Origin of the sequence: Pseudomonas sp. NFACC16-2, from assembly GCF_900119205.1 — a bacterium.
Lineage (GTDB): Bacteria > Pseudomonadota > Gammaproteobacteria > Pseudomonadales > Pseudomonadaceae > Aquipseudomonas > Aquipseudomonas fluorescens_Q.
The window spans coordinates 180,662-196,174 of record NZ_FPIX01000006.1 but is presented as its reverse complement, the minus strand read 5'-3'; the positions used below and the strand labels follow the sequence as shown (position 1 = coordinate 196,174).

The 15,513-nt window shown below is 61.3% G+C and carries 15 protein-coding genes; 9 read left to right on the top strand and 6 right to left on the bottom strand.

Translation table 11 applies throughout. The features are described 5' to 3' along the window. Positions 1–151 precede the first annotated feature (151 nt). Entirely contained in the window at positions 152–1,369 is a 1,218-nt protein-coding gene (alaC, locus tag BT116_RS08190; protein WP_063322617.1) for an alanine transaminase, read from the bottom strand. Between the two features lie 208 nt (positions 1,370–1,577). Here alaC and BT116_RS08185 point away from each other — a divergent pair, with 208 nt between their 5' ends. Together BT116_RS08185 and BT116_RS08180 are read left to right on the top strand one after the other, a co-directional pair. Continuing rightward, positions 1,578–2,240: a LysE family translocator gene (locus BT116_RS08185; protein ID WP_072342085.1), complete on the top strand. Its 663-nt coding sequence runs from the start codon at positions 1,578–1,580 to the stop codon at positions 2,238–2,240. An 80-nt stretch (positions 2,241–2,320) separates the two neighbouring features. Beyond that, entirely contained in the window at positions 2,321–2,809 is a 489-nt protein-coding gene (locus BT116_RS08180; RefSeq protein WP_063322615.1) for a GyrI-like domain-containing protein, read from the top strand. Between the two features lie 78 nt (positions 2,810–2,887). On the opposite strand, the gene BT116_RS08175 is transcribed toward BT116_RS08180, so the two are convergent. After that, complete coding sequence (locus tag BT116_RS08175; protein WP_063322614.1) at positions 2,888–3,373, bottom strand: GNAT family N-acetyltransferase; 486 nt, start codon at positions 3,371–3,373, stop codon at positions 2,888–2,890. Positions 3,374–3,513: 140 nt separating this feature from the next. On the opposite strand from BT116_RS08175, the gene BT116_RS08170 reads away from it, so the two are divergent. The 3 genes from BT116_RS08170 to BT116_RS08155 all read left to right on the top strand — a co-directional run bounded on the left by BT116_RS08170 (position 3,514) and on the right by BT116_RS08155 (position 5,757). Continuing rightward, positions 3,514–3,948, top strand: a complete 435-nt coding sequence (locus tag BT116_RS08170) for a YybH family protein (protein ID WP_072342082.1) — start codon at positions 3,514–3,516, stop codon at positions 3,946–3,948. A gap of 67 nt (positions 3,949–4,015) precedes the next feature. Next, complete coding sequence (locus tag BT116_RS08165; protein WP_063322612.1) at positions 4,016–4,360, top strand: YciI family protein; 345 nt, start codon at positions 4,016–4,018, stop codon at positions 4,358–4,360. Between the two features lie 161 nt (positions 4,361–4,521). Beyond that, a complete protein-coding gene (locus BT116_RS08155) occupies positions 4,522–5,757 on the top strand; it encodes an RNA polymerase sigma factor (RefSeq protein ID WP_072342076.1) in 1,236 nt (411 codons plus the stop codon). Positions 5,758–5,995: 238 nt separating this feature from the next. Here the strand turns inward: BT116_RS08155 and BT116_RS08150 are convergent, their stop codons facing one another. From BT116_RS08150 to BT116_RS08135, 4 genes are all read right to left on the bottom strand, one after another. Next, positions 5,996–7,339, bottom strand: coding sequence for an imelysin family protein (locus BT116_RS08150; protein ID WP_072342073.1), 1,344 nt, complete (start codon positions 7,337–7,339; stop codon positions 5,996–5,998). A 195-nt stretch (positions 7,340–7,534) separates the two neighbouring features. After that, complete coding sequence (locus tag BT116_RS08145; protein WP_072342070.1) at positions 7,535–9,586, bottom strand: putative bifunctional diguanylate cyclase/phosphodiesterase; 2,052 nt, start codon at positions 9,584–9,586, stop codon at positions 7,535–7,537. A gap of 296 nt (positions 9,587–9,882) precedes the next feature. After that, positions 9,883–10,479: a superoxide dismutase gene (locus BT116_RS08140; protein ID WP_063322607.1), complete on the bottom strand. Its 597-nt coding sequence runs from the start codon at positions 10,477–10,479 to the stop codon at positions 9,883–9,885. A gap of 175 nt (positions 10,480–10,654) precedes the next feature. Beyond that, positions 10,655–11,257, bottom strand: a complete 603-nt coding sequence (locus BT116_RS08135) for a LysE/ArgO family amino acid transporter (protein WP_072342067.1) — start codon at positions 11,255–11,257, stop codon at positions 10,655–10,657. A 97-nt stretch (positions 11,258–11,354) separates the two neighbouring features. On the opposite strand from BT116_RS08135, the gene BT116_RS08130 reads away from it, so the two are divergent. From BT116_RS08130 to BT116_RS08115, 4 genes are all read left to right on the top strand, one after another. Then, complete coding sequence (locus BT116_RS08130; protein ID WP_072342064.1) at positions 11,355–12,254, top strand: LysR family transcriptional regulator ArgP; 900 nt, start codon at positions 11,355–11,357, stop codon at positions 12,252–12,254. A gap of 85 nt (positions 12,255–12,339) precedes the next feature. Continuing rightward, the gene (locus BT116_RS08125; RefSeq protein ID WP_072342061.1) at positions 12,340–13,332 is read left to right on the top strand and encodes an NAD-dependent epimerase/dehydratase family protein; all 993 of its coding nucleotides are present in this window, start codon (positions 12,340–12,342) and stop codon (positions 13,330–13,332) included. Between the two features lie 138 nt (positions 13,333–13,470). Beyond that, on the top strand, positions 13,471–14,346 hold the full coding sequence (locus BT116_RS08120; RefSeq protein ID WP_072342058.1) for an ATPase: 876 nt from the start codon (positions 13,471–13,473) through the stop codon (positions 14,344–14,346). A gap of 234 nt (positions 14,347–14,580) precedes the next feature. After that, positions 14,581–15,423 (top strand): cache domain-containing protein, encoded by an 843-nt coding sequence (locus BT116_RS08115; protein ID WP_072342056.1) that lies wholly within the window; start codon positions 14,581–14,583, stop codon positions 15,421–15,423. Positions 15,424–15,513 lie beyond the last annotated feature (90 nt).

Sequence of the window (15,513 nt, the reverse complement as noted above, 5' to 3'; positions counted from 1 at the left end):
CACACCATGTGTGGCGAGGGAGCTTGCTCCCGCTCGACTGCGAAGCAGTCGCAAACGGCTACCGCGATTCATTGGAATGCAGCGGTGGCCGCATTGGGGCCGCTTCGCGGCCCAGCGGGAGCAAGCTCCCTCGCCACAATGGGTTCTTGTCTCAGCCGTTGGTTTTGTGAACCAAGCCATCGGCCCTGAACATCCCCCGGATCCCACGTACCGCCTGGCGAATCCGGTCCTGGTTTTCGATCAGCGCGAAGCGCACGTGATCATCCCCATATTCCCCGAACCCCACCCCCGGCGAGACGCAGACCTTGGCTTCGGCCAACAGCTTCTTGGCAAATTCCAGTGAGCCCAGGTGGGCATAGGCTTCGGGGATCTTGGCCCAGACGTACATCGACGCCTTGGGGTTTTCCACCATCCAGCCCAGTTCATGCAGCCCCTTGACCAGTACGTTGCGGCGCTGGCGGTACTGCTCGGCGATGTCGCGCACGCATTGCTGGTCGCCTTCAAGGGCGGCGATGGCGGCCACTTGCAGCGGCGTGAAGGTGCCGTAGTCGTGGTAGCTCTTGATCCGCGCCAGGGCGTTGACCAGTTCCGGGTTGCCCACCATGAAACCGATGCGCCAGCCAGCCATGTTGTAGCTCTTGGACAGCGTGAAGAACTCCACCGCGATGTCTTTCGCGCCGGGCACCTGCATGATCGACGGGGCTTTCCAGCCGTCGTAGACGATGTCGGCGTAGGCCAGGTCGTGGATCACCAGGACGTCGTACTGTTTGGCCAGGGCGATGACCCGTTCGAAGAAGTCCAGCTCCACGCACTGGGCGGTGGGGTTGGAGGGGAAGCCGAGGATCATCATCTTCGGCTTGGGAATCGAGCCGCGGATGGCCCGCTCCAGTTCAGCGAAGAAATCCACCCCTGGCACCAGCGGTACCGAACGGACTTGGGCGCCGGCGATCACCGCACCGTAGATGTGGATCGGATAGCTGGGGTTGGGCACCAGCACCGTGTCGCCCTGGTCCAGGGTGGCCAGCATCAGGTGGGCCAGGCCTTCCTTGGAACCGATGGTGACAATGGCTTCGGTTTCCGGGTCGATGTCCACCTCATAGCGATCCTTGTACCAGCGCGAAATGGCGCGGCGCAGGCGCGGGATGCCTTTGGAGGTGGAATAGCCGTGGGTGTCTTCCCGCTGGGCGACGGTGACCAGTTTTTCCACGATGTGCGGGGGTGTGGCGCCGTCGGGGTTACCCATGCTCAAGTCGATGATGTCTTCGCCGCGCCGACGCGCAGCCATCTTCAGCTCGGCAGTGATATTGAATACGTAAGGGGGGAGTCGATCGATGCGCGCAAAGCGGCGCGGCGAACCTTGTTCGGCCATTGTTGCCTCGAGATACGTGAGCGCCCGGAACCGTCCGAGCGACGTTGGCCACTGCGGTGGCCTGCGGCGCAAGATAATCGGGCGGATGTCGGATTGTCCAGTAGCCGCGCGCAACTATTTTCGACGACACTGTCGACCTTGCCACGCAGCCATCAACGCCGGCTGCGGGCCGTTGAATTCGCTGTAGCCCAATCGAACGGAATGAATGATGGAATTTTCCAGCGGTTTCCTGCTGAGTCTCTCCCTGTGCCTGGACATAGGCGTGGCCAATATCGCAATGATCACCCTGGCGATGCAGCGCGGTTACTTCCAGGGTTTCGCCTTGGGCCTGGGCACCTGCGTGGGCGACCTGATCTACGCCGTCCTGGCCTTGGCGGGCATGACAGTCCTGCTGCAATACGAGGCGGTGCGTTGGGTGCTGTGGCTCGGAGGCTCGGTGCTGTTGCTGTATTTCGCGGCGAAGATGATCCATTCGGCGATTTATCACAGCGCCGTGCTTGCCGAGGCCGGGGAGGTGCAGGGCAATTCCTCGCGCCAGGAGTTTTTTCGCGGGATTTTCCTGGCCATGTCGTCGCCCAGTGCCATCCTCTGGTTCGCTGCGGTGGGCGGTACACTTATCGCGCGTTCGGGTGGTGGCACCTTGCTCAGCTCGGCGCTGTTCCTCAGTGGTTTTCTCTGCGCCGGATTGTTGTGGTGCGCGGCCCTGTGCCTGGCGGCAACCCAGGGTGGCAAATTGTTGGGGGATAAACTGCTGCGTTGCTCCTATTGGGCATCCGCCGCGATCTTCTGCTATTTCGCGGTGTACGTGATCATTTCTGGCTACAACGAGTTTGTAGGAAAAGCTGTCGCCAACGCCTTGCCTGGAATCTGACAGGCGAAACGGCCCTGGCAATCACGGTTTGGCTTCTATACTGCCAAACCCGACTTCACGTTTTGCTGGAGTGTTGCCGCATGGAAAAGCACAAACGCGATTACACAGCCCAACCACGCTTTGAACAGGGACGTTTTCAGCTTATCGCCGGCTTTGGTGCTCGGTTTACCCAGGACACTGCCCAGGACATCCCTTTGCTCTGGGAAAAGTTCCTGCCCTGGCTCGGCAAGGTGCCAGGGCAGCAAGATGAAGTGACCTACGGCGTGTGTTGCAACCCGGACGGGAAGGGTGGGTTCGAATACATCGCTGGCGTGGAAATCAGCCGGCTTGACGATTTGCCGGAACAGTACCGCTGGGTCGAAATCCAGCCTGGGTATTACGCCGTCTTCGAACACAAGGGGCCGTTGAAACAACTACCGGACACGTTCCAATACATCTGGAACGAGTGGCTGCCACATTCCGGTCATACAGCGGCCGAGCTGCCGGAGTTCGAGCGCTACAGCGAGGATTTCAACCCCAGGACCGGCGAAGGCACCCTGGAGATCTGGATCCCGCTCAAGCCAAGCTGACCGTCGCCGCTTCAGTACAGGCTGGCCTGCGCCCGCGCAGGTGCTTCACGGTCATGAGTGTCTATGGGGCAAGGTCCATCAGAACGCCAACCCCATCCGCCGCTCGTAACCGATGCGGCCCTTGTAGGCCTCGCCACTGTCGACCCAGCCCAGCCGGGAATACAGGCCGATGGCCGAGTCGTTATCGGCGTCAACCGACAGTTCCAGCCCGCGGATTTCCGGCCAGGCGGCTCGCGCCACGGCGGGTAGCGCCTGTAGGCAGGCCTTGCCATAACCTTTGCCCTGGGCCCGGTGATCGACTTGCAGGGCATGCAGGGTGGCGCTGTGTTCATTGGCCCAGGCGGGCAGTACCGGTGGGCGCTTGAGCAGCAGGAAGGCCACTGGCACCTCTTCAGCCAATAGCGCAAACCCTTTGACCCCGGGGCCTGGCTTGGACAGCAGCGTGTGCAGGGCGCCGTGGATATCGCCAGCGAACTTGATCTGTTCGGGGTGGATTTCGATGGCACTGACCTGTTCGCGTTGCAGCGGGGTCAGGTCTTCGTAGGGGACAAGCTGAGCGGTCACAAGAACGTCCGTTGTTTGCCAGCAGAATAGAACCTGGATTCTAGCGAATTTTTTCTTTGAATCATTTTTGTTGGGTTGTCGATTTGCTGTTTCTCCAAACGACAAAGGGTGTCTTCAACAAAAAACTGCGGAGAATCACCATGAATACCCAAGCCACTGAAACCGAAATCCAGGTCCTGATCGACACCTATCGCCAAGCGGTCATGGCCAAGGACGTTGAAAAGGTCATGGCACTCTATGACGAAGACATCGTCTCGTTCGATGCCATCCAGGCCTTGCAATTCAAGGGCAAGACCGCTTACCGGGCCCATTGGCAAGCCTGCATGGAAATGTGCCCCGGCCCGCACAAGTTCGACTTCCATCAGGTCAAGATTACCCCGGCAGAGAACATCGCCTTCGCCCACTGGCTGGCCTATTGTGGCGGCACCAATGACAAGGGCGAGGAACAGGCCTGCTGGATGCGTGTGACGGCCTGCTACCGGCGTGTAGCCGGGCAATGGCGGATCGTCCATGAACATTGGTCCGCGCCGTTCGACCCGATGGCCGGTACGACGCTGTTCGACCTACAACCCTGATCGTCGGTTTTTTTGCTGAGCCACATTCTACCGTCCATAGTTGATCAGTCCGATCGCGGAGCCTTCCATGAAGTACCTATGCCTGGTGTATAGCAACGAACACACGCTGCACAACTCGCCCGACAGCCCGGAGGACGCCGAGTGCATGGCCTATGCCGAATCGATCCAGGGCAGTGGGCGGATGCTGGCCGCCGAGGCCCTGGAGTCGGTGCAGACCGCCACCACGGTGCGCATGCGCGGCGGCAAGCTGTCGATCATCGACGGCCCGTTCGCCGAAACCAAGGAGCAACTGGCCGGCTTCTACCTGATCGATGCCAAGGACCTCAACGAAGCCATCCAGGTCGCCGGCAATATCCCGGCGGCCCGGGTCGGCTGCGTCGAAGTGCGACCGGTGCGCCAACTGAACCCCTGAACAATAAATACAAGCAGGACTTCATTCATGAACCTTGCAGCTGCCCCCCACGCGTTATTCATCAGCCGAACGATCGACGCCCCGGGTCAGAAGATTTTCCGCCCCCGGAGCGAGCCAGCCTTGCTGATCCAAGGGTGGGGCCCCCAAGGCATGCCCGACTGATGCCGGTCGAAGCGGTCAAGGCGCGGGTCGAGCAGGTTTATCGGCAAGACTCGCGGAGGATCCTGGCGACGTTGATTCGCCTGCTGGGGGACTTCGACCTCGCCGAAGAAGCCTTGCACGAGGCCTTCTTCATTGCGGTCGAGCGCTGGCAGCGCGACGGGGTGCCGGACAACCCGCGGGCCTGGCTGGTGTCTGCCGGGCGTTTCAAAGCCATCGACAGTTTGCGCCGGCGCGCGCGTTTCGCCGCGTCCCGACCGATGTTGATCGCCCAGCTCGAAGAGCTGGAGCAGGGCCAGTGGAGTGACGAAGACGTGGAAGATGATCGCCTGCGGCTGATTTTCACCTGTTGCCACCCGGCCCTGGCGGCGGATGCCCAAGTGCCCCTGACGTTGCGGGAAGTCTGCGACCTGACCACCGAGCAAATCGCCCGGGCATTCCTCGCCGCCCCGGCAGCCATTGCCCAGCGTATCGTGCGGGCCAAGGCGAAAATCCGCGATGCCAGGATCCCCTACCAAGTGCCGTCCCGCGCGGAACTGCCGGAACGGCTGGACAGCGTGCTGCGGGTGATCTACCTGGTGTTCAACGAGGGTTATTCGGCCTCGATGGGCGCCGAGCTGACCCGCGAAGACCTGACGCGCGAAGCCATCCGCCTCGGGCGCCTGCTGATGGAGTTGTTGCCCGACGCGGAGGTGATGGGGTTGCTGGCATTGATGCTGCTGCACGAATCCCGGCGCCCGGCACGAACGTCATCGACCGGTGAACTGATCCTGCTGGATGAACAGGCACGATCCTTGTGGGATGCCGAGCTGATCGCCGAGGGCTGTGCATTGGTGGAGGCTGCGCTGAAGACCCGGCGGTTCGGGCCGTACTGCCTGCAGGCGGCGATTGCGGCGGTGCATGCCGAAGCACCGACGGCAGAGCAGACCGACTGGCCGCAGATCGTCGGGCTTTATGATGTGCTGCTGCGTGCCGTGCCGTCGCCGGTGATCGAACTCAACCGCGCCGCTGCCCTGGCCCAGCGCGACGGACCGGAAGTCGGCTTGCGCCTGGTCGAGGCGATCCTGGAGCGTGGGGAATTACTCGACTATCACCTGGCCTACTCGGCGCAGGCGGAATTCTGTCGTCAACTGGGACGATTGGACGAGGCGAGGGCGGCGTACCGCCGAGCGCTCGAACTGACGCAGCAACTGCCGGAACGGCGGTTTATCGAAGGGCGGCTTGCGGGGTTGCAGTGATGAGCCACCAAGGACCTGCAAGCACCGAATCTGTGGCGAGGGGATTTATCCCCGTTGGATTGCGAAGCAATCCCAGAACTCTGTGCAACGCTGCCAGTTGTCGGCGAGCGCTGCGCACTCGAGCGGGGATAAATCCCCTCGCCACAAAAACAGCTTCGGCTTCATGTCTACTGAGTGGCGGGCATCAGACAAGAAAAAGCGACCCGAAGGTCGCTTTTTTTCAGCCAGCCGGCGTTGATCAGAACTCGTGATCAGCGTTGTCCGGGTTCAGGTCGCTGATGCCCAGTTTGCCCGCGGCCTGTTCGATCGAACCGGTCTGCTTGACCAGTGCGGCGATGGCGTCGCGCACGATCTGGTTGCCCGCGGTGTTGCCGGCGGCGATCAGTTGGTCGTAGTGCTCACCCTTGTTGGCGTGATCGACCATGACCTGGATCTTGGCCTCGGTGTCGGCCAGGTCGGCCTTGAGCGCCGTATCCGCGGCCGGATCGGCCTTGGCGACCAGGGACGACAGGCTCGCGCCGGTCATCTTGGTGCCGTCGACGCGGGTGTATTCGCCCAGGTACACGTTACGCACGCCCTTGGCATCGTAGAAGTGCGAGTTGTGGGTGTTGTCGCTGAAGCAATCCTGCTCGTCTTCTGGAGAGTTGGCTTCCAGGGACACCTTCATGCGCTCGCCCGCCAGTTCACCCAAGGACAGGCTGCCCATGCCGAACAGCATCTTGCGCAGGCCGCTTTCGGCGGGCTCGGCTTCCAGGGTGGCGCGGTAGTTGTCGGCCACGTTCGGCTTCCAGTTGCCGACCATCTCTTCGAGGTCGTTGACCAGCAATTGGGTCACGGACTTGAGGTAGGCACGACGACGGTCGTTGTGACCACCGGTGGCGCCAGCACCTTGCAGGTAGTCCGATGCCGGGCGGTTGCCCGCACCAGGGCCGGTGCCGTTGAGGTCCTGGCCCCACAGCAGGAATTCGATGGCGTGGTAGCCGGTGGCGACGTTGGCCTCGGAACCGCCCAGCTCGTTCAGGCTGGCGAGTTTTTCCGGGGTGATGTCCTTCACGTCGACCTTGTCTTCGCCGACCTGGACTTCGGTGTTGGCGATGATGTTGGCGGTGGCGCCCGGGTTACCCAAGGCGTGCTCGTAGGATTTGTCGACATAGTCGATCAGGCCCTCGTCCAGGGGCCAGGCGTTCACCTGGCCTTCCCAGTCGTCGATGATGGTGTTGCCGAAGCGGAACACTTCACTTTGCAGGTAAGGCACGCGTGCGGCGACCCAGGCAGCCCGGGCGGCCTTCAGGGTCTCGGCGTTCGGCTTGGCCAGGAACGCGTCGACGGCGGTTTGCAGGGTTTTTGCCGTGGATTCGGCATCGCTGTAGACGGCATAGACGATGTCGGCATAGTGCGCGACGACGGCCTTGGCGGCCGCTTCGTCGATTTTGCCGGCGGCAGCAGGGGCGGCCGGTGCCGCGGTGCTGGCGGCAGGCGTTGGCGCTTGCGGGGCGGCGGCCTTGTCTTTGCCTTCGCCGCAACCGGCGAGGGAAATAGCGATAGCCAGCAGACTGGCGGTAGCCAGGGGCATACGAATCATGGCAAACATCCTGCTTCGATGATGGATGGGACAGGCGCGAGGGTGCGCAAAACTGCGACATAATGCGAAAGATTTGCATTATGTGTAAAGGGTTGCAGGTGTAAATATTTCTTATTTAATGATGGAAGATTGCCGCCTTCGACAGTGTCTGTAGGAACTGCCTCGCGAAGCGAGGCTTGGCGCCCAGGGGAGGCGTCAGATGATGGAAACCTTGCTGCGCTCGGCCTGCTTCAGGTAAAGGCCCAATTCCCGTGCCGGCAGCGGTTTGCTGTAGTAATACCCCTGACCTTCGTGGCAGCCCTCGGCGATGATGTAGGCTTCCTGCTCGACTGTTTCGACGCCTTCGGCAATGACCTGCATCCCCAGGCTCTTGCCCAACTGGATGATGGCCCGGACGATGGTTGCATCGTCCTCGTCGTCGAGCAGGTCCTGGACGAAGCTCTTGTCGATCTTGATTTTGTCCAGCGGCAGGCTCTTGAGGTAGCTCAGGGACGAATAGCCGGTCCCGAAGTCATCAATGGCAATCAGCGCCCCGGAGCGGCGCAGGCTCAGCAAATGCTGGGCTGCGGTGGTGATGTCTTCCATCAGGCCGGTCTCGGTAACCTCCAGCTCCAGGCTGCGCGGCGGCAGCCGGTACATTTGCAGGAGATTGTTCACCACCCGCGGCAGTTCGGCGTGGTGCAGTTGCACCGTCGACAGGTTGACCGCCATGCGCAGGTCGAGGAAACCCTGGTCGTGCCAGTCGCGCAATTGCCTGCAAGCCTGGTCCAGCACCCATTCACCGATGGCGATAATGGTGCCGTTCTGCTCGGCCAGGGGAATGAACAGATCCGGCGGCACCAGGCCGTGCTCGGGATGGTGCCAGCGGATCAGGGCTTCGGTGCCCACCACCCGCAGGTCGCGGTAGCTGATCTGCGGCTGGTACACCAGGGTGAACTGCTCGCGGGCCAGGGCCTCGCGCAAGTCTTTCTCCAGTTCGCGACGCCGACGCATCTCGCTGTCGACGCTGGCGATGTAGAACTGGTAGCGATTGCGCGAGCGGCTCTTGGCCAGGGTCATGGTCTGCTCGGCTTTCTGCAACAGTTTCTCGGTGCTGTCGCCGTCTTCGGGGAAGAGCGTGATGCCGATAGTGGCCCGCAGGCGGATTTGTTGATCGTCGATGGCGAACGGCGCTTCCAGGTCATCGAGGATGCTTTGAGCCAGTTCGGCCGCCTCGTAGGGCTGTTCGATGTCGGCCTGGACCAGCGCGAACTGATCGCCCCCCAGCCGCGCCAGTGCGCCGAGTCGGCCGCTGTGGGCCCGCAGCCGATCGGCCAGGGCCAGCAGCAACTGGTCGCCGGTCTGATAGCTGAACTGTTCGTTGATGCCCTTGAAATCATCCAGCCCTACACACAACACCGCCACCCGGCGTTGCAGGCGTCCGGCGTCCACCAGGATCTTGTCCAGTTGCTGTTGAAGTTGCTGGCGGTTGGGCAGACCGGTGAGAAAGTCGTACTGGGCCATGCGCAGCAGGCTGTTTTCCGCTTCGTGGCGCAGGTGCGTGTTGCGCTCGATGGATTCGAGCAGTTGGTTGGCCGTATTGATCCACAGGCCCAGCTCGTTTTGTTCGTGGCCGCGCAACTGCGGGATCTTGTGCGCGCTGGGGCGATCGGGGTTGATTTCGGTCAGGTGCTCGATGATGCGCGACAACGGTTTGGTCAGCAGCCAGTGATAGACCAGGTACAGCACCAGGCCCATGGCCAGGGCCCGGAGCATCCCGGAGATGAAGATGATCACCGAGCTGACGATGAAACCCTCGCCGTAGGTGGCGGTGTCGAGGGTAATGCTCAGGTCGCCGTAATATTCGCTATAGGGGCCGCGTCCCACCAGTTGCGTGGTGAAGGTGCGCTCCTTGCCCAGGATCAGGTCGGTCAGCCAGCGGCTTTCGGAGCGCTGCAAGGGCCGGCTTTTTTCGGCGAGCATGGTTTCGCGTGGATGGCCGATGGAAGCCATGCGCACGGCTTCGTCCTGGAACAGGCCCTCGATCACTTGCATGCCCATCTCCCGGTCCAGGCTGTAGACGGCCTGGGTCGAAGGATCGCGGAACATGTCGAGGATCCGTTGGGCGTCACTGGCGACGGCCTGGTTGGTTTTGTAGGCATCGAACACGATCTGGGCGCAGCTCAAGACCATGCCAACGATCAATGCCGAGAGGAGCACGACTCGGAGCAACTTCACAGACAAGCTGTTCTTGAGTTCCAGCTTCAAAGAGTGGTTCCTTGTTCCGTGCGGGTAGCGTCAAGTTGCCATGAGTATTGGCAATCCTGTGATGTCAGTCAAAGGGACAATCAAACACAAGGGTTTTCGCTTGAAACCTTACCGGTGTACGTTTTTTCCAGAGTGATTGCTCTACGACCATTGTGTCGGTTGGAAGGGGCCGCAACTTGAGGCCTCCAGGGATTTTTTCTTGGGGTTCCAGACGCGAGGTAGTTTGCCTGCGGTCATTTTTTTGCCGGCAAAAAAAACCCGGCACGACGCCGGGTTTTCTTGTCTGGCATTGGCGCTTAGGCGGTGAAGGCTTTGCCTTCGAACTGCTCGGCGACGAATTTCCAGTTGACCAGGTTCCAGAACGCTTCGACGTATTTCGGGCGAAGGTTGCGGTAGTCGATGTAGTAAGCGTGTTCCCACACGTCGCAGGTCAGCAGCGGGGTGTCACCGCTGGTCAGCGGGTTGCCGGCACCGATGGTGCTGGCCAGGGCCAGGGAACCGTCGGCCTTTTTCACCAGCCAGCCCCAGCCGGAACCGAAGGTGCCGATGGAGGTCTTGCTGAACTCTTCCTTGAACTTGTCGAACGAACCGAAGGCCTTGTTGATGGCTTCAGCCAGCGCGCCGGTTGGTTGACCGCCGGCGTTTGGCGCCAGGCAGTTCCAGTAGAAGGTGTGGTTCCAGACCTGAGCGGCGTTGTTGAAGATACCGCCCGAGGAAGTCTTGACGATTTCTTCCAGGGTCTTGCCTTCGAACTCGGTGCCAGGCACCAGGTTGTTCAGGTTCACGACATAGGTGTTGTGGTGCTTGTCGTGGTGGTATTCCAGTGTTTCCTTGGAAATGTGTGGCGCCAGTGCGTCGTGTGGATAGGGCAGCGGCGGCAATTCGAAAGCCATGGTGATTCTCCTAATCAGGTCAGTTGCGGTGAGCGCAAGGCCGATCACGGGCGGCCAGACTAGCGCCGGGGAGTTTGTACTCTTTGCGGCGCAGGAGTCGGATCATAGCACCGGGGGTGCGGCATAACCACGCAACAACTGTGTGGAATAGAGGTTCCAGAGCGGTTTGGAATAATCAGCCGTTGACGATCAATTGCACCGCCACGGTAAACATCATCACCGCCACGAGCAGGTCGAGGATCCGCCAGGTGCCTGGACGAGCCAGCCAGGGTGCCAGCCACGCGGCACCGAAGGCCAGGGTGAAGAACCACAGCAGCGAGGCACTGGCCGCGCCCACGACATAGGCGCCAGGCACGCTCTGCTGGGCACCGAGGGAGCCGATCAGCAGTACGGTGTCGAGGTAGACGTGGGGGTTGAGCAGCGTCACCGCCAGGGCGCTGAGCAGCACCGCCCGCAGCGAGCGTACAGCCTGGTTTTCCCCCTGTTGCAGGCTTTGCTTCGAGCAGGCCCGGCGCAGGGCCAGGCTGGCATACCAGAGCAGGAACGCCGCACCGCCCCAGCGGGCTATCGACAGCAGCAACGGACTCTGGGCCAGCAAGGTCGCCAAGCCGAAAACGCCGGCGGCGACCAGCAGCGCATCGAACGTGACGCACAGCGCCGCCACGGGCAGATGATGTTCGCGGCGCAGGCTCTGGGCCAGCACAAATGCGTTCTGGGCGCCGATGGCCATGATCAGCCCAAAGGCCACCAGCAGGCCGTTCATATAACTTTGCCACATAGGTTTGATCCCCGGTTTGTGTCTCAATGCTGGCCATTCTCCGGGGAAGGCCTGTATAAGAAAAACCAATCCTGCTGATTGCTCATTAGGAAAACTGATGTTCGATTACAAATTGCTTTCTGCCCTGGCTGCCGTGGTCGAGCAGGCCGGTTTCGAGCGCGCGGCCCAAGTGTTGGGTTTGTCGCAATCGGCCATTTCCCAACGAATCAAACTGCTGGAAGCGCGCGTCGGCCAGCCCGTGCTGGTACGTGCCACGCCGCCAGCGCCCACGGAGATCGGCCGACGGCTGCTCAATCACGTGCAACAGGTGCGTCTGCTTGAGCGCGACCTGCAAAGCCTGGTGCCGGCCCTGGATGAAGAGGGTTTGCCGGAGCGTTTGCGCATCGCCTTGAACGCCGACAGCCTGGCAACCTGGTGGGCGGCGGCCGTGGGCGATTTCTGCGCCGAGCAGCACCTGTTGCTCGACTTGGTGGTGGAGGACCAGACCGTTGGTCTCAAGCGCATGCGCGCCGGTGAAGTGGCGGCGTGTGTCTGCGCCAGCGAACGCCCGGTGGCGGGCGCCCGCAGTGTTTTGCTGGGGGCGATGCGCTACCGGGCGCTGGCCAGCCCAGCGTTCATCGCCCGGCATTTCCCCGACGGGGTGCGGGCCGATCAACTGGCCCGTACGCCGGCATTGGTGTTTGGCCCGGATGATTTCCTGCAACACCGCTACCTTGCGTCCGTAGGCGTGGAGGGCGGTTTCGAGCACCATCTGTGCCCCTCCTCCGAAGGTTTTATTCGTCTTGCTGAAGTCGGGCTGGGCTGGGGGCTCGTGCCGGAGCTGCAAGTGCGCGAACAGCTGGAGCGAGGCGTGCTGGTGGAGTTGCTGGCAGATAAACCGATCGATGTGCCGCTGTACTGGCATCATTGGCGCAATGGCGGGCAGTTGCTCGGCTTGTTGACCGAACAGTTGATCCGCTCCTCCCGGCAGTGGCTGGTGCCTTGGGAGGCGCAGTAGACGTCAAGCTGCTGGTAAAAGCGGCGCACAGATAACATTGCAGGTTGTAGCGCAAGGCTCGTAACCGCATTTCTTAGGAGCATTCATGAAAATTCTGGTCACCGGCGCGAGCGGCTTCATTGGCGGACGCTTCGCGCGTTTCGCCCTGGAGCAAGGCCTGGATGTACGGGTCAATGGTCGCCGGGCCGAGAGCGTGGAACACCTGGTGCGTCGCGGTGCACAGTTTGTCCAAGGGGATCTGAGCGACCCGCTGCTGGCCCGGGATTTGTGCCTGGATGTCGACGCCGTCGTGCATTGCGCCGGTTCCGTGGGACTTTGGGGCCGCTACCAGGATTTCCACCAGGGCAATGTCCAAGTCACGGAAAATGTCGTCGAGGCCTGCCTCAAGCAAAAGGTTCGCCGGCTGGTTCATCTGTCCTCGCCGTCCATCTACTTCGACGGTCGTGACCACCTCGGGTTGACCGAAGAACAGGTGCCCAAGCGCTTCAAGCACCCTTACGCGGCCACCAAATACCTGGCCGAGCAGAAAGTCTTCGGCGCCCAGGAGTTCGGCCTCGAAGTCTTGGCCCTGCGCCCGCGTTTCGTGACCGGTGCCGGTGACATGAGCATTTTTCCGCGGCTGTTGAAAATGCAGCGCAAGGGGCGCCTGGCGATTGTCGGCAACGGGCTGAACAAAGTGGATTTCACCAGCGTGCAAAACCTCAACGAAGCGCTGCTCAGCAGCCTGCTGGCTACCGATTCAGCATTGGGCAAGGCCTATAACATCAGCAATGGGGCACCGGTTCCACTGTGGGATGTGGTCAATTATGTGATGCGCCAGATGGAAGTCCCGCAGGTCCGGCGTTATCGTTCCTACGGCTTGGCTTATAGTGTCGCGGCCCTGAATGAAGGTTTCTGCAAATTGTGGCCGGGGCGCCCCGAACCGACGCTGTCGCGCCTGGGCATGCAGGTCATGAACAAAAATTTCACCCTGGACATCAGCCGGGCCCGGCATTATCTCGATTATGATCCGCAGGTCAGCCTGTGGACCGCCCTCGATGAATTTTGTGCCTGGTGGAAGGTACAGCAGCCTGTATGACTAGCCAGACAGCCCACCCGAGTACCCGCTGATCGGCCCGTCATGAACCGAGTGCCAGGTTCGGGGTCAATCGGTGCGGCGGGCGAGGGGGTTATACTCGCCGCATCAAGCCATCACCGGTTTCCCAAAGGTTGAACCATGCCCATGCGTAACGATGCCAACGACGACTTCGATGATGTACCGAGCCTGCGGATGCGGGCCGACATTCCCGATGACGATGATTTCCTGCCCAACCGCCAGCCTCACGTGCAAGCACGCCCGGCGCCCGTTGCCGCGGCCAAGGTCAAGGGGCCCAGCACCGGGCCGCTGTGGGCATTGGTCGGCGCGCTGCTGTGTGCGTTCGGTTTCCTGGCCTGGTGGAGCTTCCAGCAGATTTCCCTGATGGAGCAGCAACTGGTGGCCACCCAGGAGAGTTTCGCGCGGATCAGTGAAGATGCGGCGGGACGACTGCAGGAGTTTTCCGGCAAGGTTGTCGCCGGCCAGTCCAATGTGATGAGCGACAGTGAGGCCTTGAAACTGCAGATCAAGCAGTTGGAAAGCAAGCTGCAGGATCAGGGCAAGCAATTCGACAACAAACTGTTGGAGCAGTATAAGCAACAGCAAGCTACCTTCGGTCCGTCCGCCGACCTGGACAAGGAACTGGCCCAGCTCATTGCCCAGGCCACTGAACAGCAGAACACCAACGCCCAGTTGCAAGCGTCCAACAAGGAACTGCAAGCCCAGGTCAAGACGCTGGTGGCTGAAGTTAACGCCCTGAAAAGCCAAGGCGAGGGTGGTGCCCTGGATGCTCAGCTCAAGAGCATCGGAGCCGACATCACCGCCCTGAAAAGAGCCACCTCAAACTCGGCCATCGATCGCCTGGAGCAGGACATGATCGTGCTCAAGAGCCAGCAGGACAAGGGCGGCAACACTGCCGAGTTCGACGCCTTCCGTGGCCAGGTCACCCGTAACATCAACACCTTGCAAGCGCAGATCCAGAACTTGCAGCAGCAACTCCGCGCTGGGGCTCAATAAGCCTGTGGGCGTTTGTTCGCGATAGCGATTGTGAATGTGCCGCCGCTATCGCGAGCAAGCTCGCACACAGGAAACGCTGCCAAGCGTGGGAGCGTGCTTGCTCGCGATGGCACCGCCTCTGTCAATAACCATACCCGCTGACTCCCCTGGCTCCCCAGCAATTCCCTGAATACTCCAACATCACCCCACGCCGTCTACGCTCTTGAAACACCAACAAGAACGAGGGGCGCGCATATGGGGGTTTTTCACAGGATGGCCTGGCTGGGCGCAATGCTTGTGCTGGGGCTGGCACCGGTTCATGCAGCGACACCGGATGACGGCCAGGCGGCCCGCTCGCTGCTGGAAAAGGCCTTGGCTTACTACCACGACAACGGCGACAAAGCCTTTGCCGCCTTCAGTCGCCAGGGGGAATTCGTCGACAAGGATCGCTATGTATTCGTGGTGGATACCCAGGGTGTGATGCTCGCCAGCGGCGGGCCTTCCTCGGCGCTGATCGGGCGAGACGTGTCTGAAGTGCTGGGCCCGGACCTGCGCAAAGCTTTCAAGGACGCCTTGAAGACTCCCGAGGCCAGCGGCATCCAGCAAGCCGAGTACCGTTGGCAGAACTGGTCGGACGGCAAGGTCGAGCGCAAGCATGTGTATTTCCAGCGTGTCGGCGAACGGATTCTGGCTGTCGGCTACTACCTGCCCCGGGCTTCCGCCGAACAGGCCAAGGTGCTGCTGGACAAGGCTTCGAGCGACCTGTTGAAAAATGAGAAGGCCACGCTGACGGCGGTTAACTCCCTCAAGGGTGGTTATCTGCAGGATGACTTGTACGTCTTTGTCGTCGACCTCAATACCCGGCGCTATGTCGGTCACGGCACCAACCTGCGGCTGATCAATACCGACTTCGCCAAGGTCAAGGACCCCGATGGCAAGCCGGTGGGGGAGCCGATCCTGGCCATGATCGGCAAGCAGGACGTGGGGGAATATGAGTATCGGTGGAAGAACCCGGTGACCGGCAAGGTCGAGGACAAGCACGCGTACCTGAAGAAGGTCGGGCACTTCCTGGTGGCGGTGGGGTACTACAGTCCTTGAAGCGAGGCCAAGGCTGGAGCTGAAGCCGACAGGGCATTGTGGCGAGGGGATTTATCCCCGTTGGGTTGCGCAGCAACCCTCTGCATTCAA

Bases quoted from the DNA above. Each gene is read 5' to 3' on its own strand.
- BT116_RS08185 (WP_072342085.1), top strand. From the start codon at position 1,578: ATGGAATTTTCCAGCGGTTTCCTGCTGAGTCTCTCCCTGTGCCTGGAC.
- BT116_RS08155 (WP_072342076.1), top strand. From the start codon at position 4,522: ATGCCGGTCGAAGCGGTCAAGGCGCGGGTCGAGCAGGTTTATCGGCAA.
- BT116_RS08135 (WP_072342067.1), bottom strand. From the start codon at position 11,257: ATGTGGCAAAGTTATATGAACGGCCTGCTGGTGGCCTTTGGGCTGATC.
- alaC (WP_063322617.1), bottom strand. From the start codon at position 1,369: ATGGCCGAACAAGGTTCGCCGCGCCGCTTTGCGCGCATCGATCGACTC.
- BT116_RS08115 (WP_072342056.1), top strand. From the start codon at position 14,581: ATGGGGGTTTTTCACAGGATGGCCTGGCTGGGCGCAATGCTTGTGCTG.
- BT116_RS08150 (WP_072342073.1), bottom strand. From the start codon at position 7,339: ATGATTCGTATGCCCCTGGCTACCGCCAGTCTGCTGGCTATCGCTATT.
- BT116_RS08125 (WP_072342061.1), top strand. From the start codon at position 12,340: ATGAAAATTCTGGTCACCGGCGCGAGCGGCTTCATTGGCGGACGCTTC.
- BT116_RS08180 (WP_063322615.1), top strand. From the start codon at position 2,321: ATGGAAAAGCACAAACGCGATTACACAGCCCAACCACGCTTTGAACAG.
- BT116_RS08140 (WP_063322607.1), bottom strand. From the start codon at position 10,479: ATGGCTTTCGAATTGCCGCCGCTGCCCTATCCACACGACGCACTGGCG.
- BT116_RS08170 (WP_072342082.1), top strand. From the start codon at position 3,514: ATGAATACCCAAGCCACTGAAACCGAAATCCAGGTCCTGATCGACACC.
- BT116_RS08130 (WP_072342064.1), top strand. From the start codon at position 11,355: ATGTTCGATTACAAATTGCTTTCTGCCCTGGCTGCCGTGGTCGAGCAG.
- BT116_RS08120 (WP_072342058.1), top strand. From the start codon at position 13,471: ATGCCCATGCGTAACGATGCCAACGACGACTTCGATGATGTACCGAGC.
- BT116_RS08165 (WP_063322612.1), top strand. From the start codon at position 4,016: ATGAAGTACCTATGCCTGGTGTATAGCAACGAACACACGCTGCACAAC.